The sequence below is a fragment of the Desulfobacula sp. genome (genome assembly GCF_021107415.1).
Genome location: NZ_JAIOSW010000368.1, coordinates 1 through 5022, shown reverse-complemented (window position 1 = coordinate 5022; position 5022 = coordinate 1). Strand labels below are relative to the sequence as shown.

4 protein-coding genes and 1 tRNA gene are annotated in these 5022 nt (G+C 39.8%); all 5 read left to right on the top strand.

Annotated elements, in window-relative coordinates; genetic code table 11:
- Positions 1–1719, top strand: a 1719-nt coding sequence (gene mnmG, locus K8S13_RS18515; protein WP_291464841.1) for a tRNA uridine-5-carboxymethylaminomethyl(34) synthesis enzyme MnmG, incomplete at its 5' end; no start/stop codon positions are given.
- Positions 1720–1797: 78 nt separating this feature from the next.
- On the top strand, positions 1798–2748 hold the full coding sequence (locus K8S13_RS18510; RefSeq protein WP_291464840.1) for a J domain-containing protein: 951 nt from the start codon (positions 1798–1800) through the stop codon (positions 2746–2748).
- A gap of 26 nt (positions 2749–2774) precedes the next feature.
- Positions 2775–3290 (top strand): hypoxanthine phosphoribosyltransferase, encoded by a 516-nt coding sequence (gene hpt, locus K8S13_RS18505; protein WP_291464838.1) that lies wholly within the window; start codon positions 2775–2777, stop codon positions 3288–3290.
- Between the two features lie 16 nt (positions 3291–3306).
- Positions 3307–4830 (top strand): zinc-ribbon domain-containing protein, encoded by a 1524-nt coding sequence (locus K8S13_RS18500; protein ID WP_291464836.1) that lies wholly within the window; start codon positions 3307–3309, stop codon positions 4828–4830.
- Between the two features lie 50 nt (positions 4831–4880).
- Positions 4881–4957 (top strand) — tRNA-Val (locus tag K8S13_RS18495).
- Positions 4958–5022: the final 65 nt, after the last annotated feature.

Sequence of the window (5022 nt, the reverse complement as noted above, 5' to 3'; positions counted from 1 at the left end):
GCAAAAGGACAGCTGGTTAAGGAAATTGATGCCCTTGGCGGACAAATGGCAAAAATAACAGATTCTTCAGCCATTCAATACAGGACATTAAATACACGCAAAGGCCCTGCGGTTCATTCCACAAGAACTCAAAATGATAAAGCCCTGTATTCAAAAAATATGAAGGCCGTCATTGAAACAACAAATAACCTTGATTTAAAACAAGCCATGGCCCAGGAACTCGTGCTTGAAAACAACACTGTGACAGGTCTTATTGATCAAACAGGTTTTGAATACTCAACAAGAACCATTGTCATTGCAACGGGAACATTTCTTAAAGGACTGGTTCACATCGGGGCATCAAAAATTGAAGCCGGCAGGGCCGGAGAATTTGCATCTATCGGCCTTGCACAAAATCTTGCAACGCTTGGGTTTAACATCGGAAGAATGAAAACCGGGACACCGCCACGGCTTCATGCAGATACCATTGATTTTTCCAAATTCAAGATCCATAATTCAGAAAGCCATCCCAAACCATTCTCTTTTTCAACAACTCATATTACCAATCCCATGCTGCCAAGCTTTATGGGCAATACAAATCAAAAAACCCATGAAATTGTCAAACTGAATCTAAAGCATTCAGCACTTTATGGCGGTCATATCAAGGGAAAATCTGCCAGGTATTGTCCTTCTTTTGAGGATAAAATCGTCAAATTTCCAGGCAGGGAGAGTCACCATGTCATCCTTGAATATGAAGGCATTGACTCAAAGGAAATTTATGCTTCAGGACTTGGCAACAGTCTGCCTTTGGGAATCCAGTATAAGGTTGTCAGATCTGTTCAAGGTCTTGAGGCAGCCAAAATCATGAGACCTGCCTATGCCATTGAATATGATTATGTAAATCCTCTGGAATTATCTGCCGCTCTTGAAACAAAAAAGATAAAAGGCCTTTTTTTTGCCGGACAGATTAACGGCACCTCCGGGTATGAAGAAGCCGGTGCTCAAGGGTTGTGGGCAGGCATTAATGCCGCCTGTACTGTCCAGAAAAGAAAACCTTTTATCCTTGATCGCTCCCAGGCGTATATGGGTGTTATGGTGGATGATCTTGTAACAAGGGGAACAAATGAACCTTACCGGATGTTTACCTCAAGGGCTGAATACAGGCTGTTACTCAGAGAGGACAATGCCGACTTAAGGTTATCCATGATTGGAAATGACCTGGGTCTTGTTGATGATGATACCTTAAAATTCTGCATTGAAATCCAGGCCCAGACTCAAAAAGAAATCCAGCGCATTAAAAAAACCATCGTAAAACCCACCCAGGCGGTGAATGATTTTTTACAGGCCAACGGCACAAATCAAATTTCAAACGGGGTGAAACTTGAGCAGCTCTTAAAAAGAGCTGAACTTAATTATATCTGCCTAAAAGAAATCTGCCCGCCACCAAAGCCTGTTTTGGAAAGGACTGAGCAACAGGTTGAAATCCAGATAAAATATGAAGGATATATCCTGCGGCAGCTCAATGAAATAAAAAAATATAAAAACCTTGAAAAAATAAACATCCCGCAAAATTTTAAATATTCCAAAGCCCATGGTCTTTCAAACGAACTGAAGGAAAAGCTGTGCCAAATCCTTCCCAAATCATTGGGCCAGGCATCCAGGATTGACGGGATGACACCGGCGGCCATATCTGTATTAATGGTTGCAATTTGCGCATTTCAAAATAAAAACAAAGCTTGACTTGAATAATTATAATCTTACTATTAAGAAACATAAATAATTAAAATGATTGAATTAAAATCATAAAAGGATTAACACATGGCCGATGATTATTACAATATATTAGGTGTTGATAAAAAAGCCGGTGCATCTGAGATAAAAAAAGCCTATCGAAAACTTGCATTGAAATATCATCCTGACAAAACAAAAGGTGATAAAGCACTGGAAGATAAATTTAAAAAAATCAGTGAAGCATATGCTGTTTTAAGTGATCCTGAAAAAAGAAACCAGTATGACACTTATGGATCAGCCGATTTCCAGCAACGATTCTCCCAGGAAGATATTTTCAGGAACTTTGATCTGGGTGATATTTTAAAGGGCTTTGGATTTGGCGGTTCCCGGGGCGGTGGATTTTCTTCGGCCTTTGGAGGAGGTAGGCAACGAGGTGGCTGTTCCGGCATGGGAGGCAGCCCTTTCTTTCAAAATATGGGGGGCAGTGGCTCTGGACAACAGCAACAGCCTCAGATGAAAGGCAAAGACATTGAATATGAAATCCCTTTAACCCTCCATGAAATTATCAATGGTACTCAAAAAACGATTACCATCAACCAGGGCGGCACTGCCAAGGCAATCCAGGTAAAAATTCCCAAAGGACTGACCCGGGGCAAAAAAATCAGACTTACCGGGAAAGGTGAAATAAGTCCCCATGGAGGCCCTCCCGGCAATCTCTATATAAAATCCAACCCCATCCCTTCAAACGGGTATACCATTGAAGGAAATAACATATTGCTTTCAAAAAAGGTTTTGCTCACCCAGGCACTGCTCGGGGATACGATAGAAGTACAAACACCGGACAGAATAGCCATCAATCTTAAGCTTCCTGCCGGAACAAATCACAAAGCAAAAATGCGAGTACCCAAACACGGAATTCCCCAAATAAAAGGAAATGGTTGCGGAGATCTCTTTGTTGTGATTAATATAACCATGCCCAAAACGCTGACAACAAAACAAAAAGAGATTATTCAACAATTAGAAAAAACAGGATTATAACCTAAAGGTCACACGTAAATTATATTATGCCTGAATTCATTCCCTTAATCTCAGAACATGAAATCAATAAACAAATTCAAAAAACCGGGCAGGAGATCTCCAGTGATTATAAAAAAAAAGATCTGGTTTTAGTGGGTGTATTAAAAGGATCATTTATTTTTTTATCAGACCTTACCCGGCAGATTTCCATTGATCATGATATTGATTTTATTGGCGCTTCTTCCTATGAAGGGACGTCCTCATCCGGACAAATCGTTTTCACCAAGCAGCCGGATTTAGAGCTTGAAAACAGAGATATTCTGCTTGTGGAAGATATCGTGGATACAGGGAATACACTCTTAAAAATAATTGAATTTATACAATTATTAAATCCTAAATCCATTAAAATTTGCACTTTAATTGACAAACATGAGCGACGTGAGGTAAAAATTAATGTTGACTATTCATGCTTTTCACTTGATAAAGGGTTTATTGTCGGGTTTGGACTGGACTATAATGAAAAATATAGGAACCTGCCTGCCATATACGACCTAAAACTATAGGAATAAGGGGAATCCAATGATTATTACCTGTAATAAGTGTTCAACTAGTTTCAACCTTGACGATTCTCTTGTCAAAGAAGACGGCTCAAAAGTCCGTTGCAGTGTTTGTAAAAATATTTTCACAGCATATCCATTGCCCTTAGAATCGGAACAAGAGCCTGAAGAAAGCCTGACTCTTAAATCCGATATAGATGATGGCGACACCCTTGAAGAATCGTCTGACTTTGAATTGGAAGACAACGACTTTTCTTTTGAAGAAGATTCCGATCTTGCAACCGAAAGTTCTGATCTTGAGATGGATGAGACTGACCTTGAAGTCGATGATGATTTTTCCTTTGAAGACAGTGAATTGGAAATTGATGAAGATGGCGAATCCCAAGAGCTTGAACTGGAAGAAAGCCATTTGGAATTTGAGGATAACGGCATTGAATTTGGAGACTCTGAAGAAGATTTAGACGAAATTGAATTTGAAACCATTGAAGACGATGAACCCGCTAATTTACTTAGTGAAGACAGTGAGCCATCTTTGGAGATAGATGATGAAACAGATTTCCAGACAGATTTTGAGCCTCTCGAGGAAAGTCCTAAGGATGATGCATTAGCCGATGAAAATGAATTTGAGCTTGAGTTCGATGTTGAGGACAATCCTGAAGAAATAATTTCAGATATCCCATATGAAGAAACAGGTGAAAAAACAGATGAAATACCTCTTGAAATAGAACCAGAACCTGACAAAGAGGATGCTGACCTTTTTCTTGAAGAAAGCAAGTTAGAAGAAGAGGAGCCACCCCTTATCACACCGGAAGAGGATTTTTCAGAATATGATGAAGTGTTGGAACAGGAAACCGAACCGGATGATGATTCTATTGAAGAAAAAACCATAGAAATAGAAGATATTCAGGAGAAAGAAGAAGTACCCGTTGAAAAACCGGACCCTATTATGGACACGACACCAAGATCCAGAAGAAGAAAAAAGAAACCTCTTGTCGGCACACCTGTTCTCGTAATACTGCTGATCTTTTTTTTGGTTATCGGGGCCTATATTGCCAGTGTCATGACCGGATATAAAATACCCTACATATCTGACATTCAAATCCCTTTTATTGAACAATACTTTAAAAAAGATGTTCCGAAAGCATCAGAAGCCAAGCCTGTTCCCAATCAAAAAAGTGTGAATGGAAGATTTGTCACCAATTCAACTTCCGGCACCCTGTTTGTTATTACAGGAAGAGTGGAAAATCCTTCAAATATTGCTTACAGTCATATCGAAATTCGAGGGGCATTGATCACAAAAGGCAAGAAGGAAGCAAAAACAAAAAATGCCTTTTGCGGAAATATTATAACAGAAGAAATGCTCAAAACGGGAAATATCTCAGACATTAATAAGCTCCTTGCTGTAAAGACGGGAAACCATAACTCAAATGTCAATGTAAAACCTGGAGCCAGTGTTCCTTTCATGGTTGTATTTTCGGATCTTCCTGAAAAATTACAAAATTTTACCGTTAAAGTGATCAAGTTTGAAAAGGCAAAAGACAGTTAATTTATTATTGACAATTAAGACCCACCCATGATATCTTTTCCGGGTTTTTTGGCGACGTAGCTCAGTTGGTCAGCGCCTGCGGCTCACATCCGCCGAGTCCGGGGTACAAGTCCCTGCGTCGCTACCACGATTTTACACTGCCCCCTACTTAAGGGGGCTTTGCTGTTTATCGGGGTCTATTAGCAGATTTTG

Bases quoted from the DNA above. Each gene is read 5' to 3' on its own strand.
- K8S13_RS18500 (WP_291464836.1), top strand. From the start codon at position 3,307: ATGATTATTACCTGTAATAAGTGTTCAACTAGTTTCAACCTTGACGAT.
- K8S13_RS18510 (WP_291464840.1), top strand. From the start codon at position 1,798: ATGGCCGATGATTATTACAATATATTAGGTGTTGATAAAAAAGCCGGT.
- hpt (WP_291464838.1), top strand. From the start codon at position 2,775: ATGCCTGAATTCATTCCCTTAATCTCAGAACATGAAATCAATAAACAA.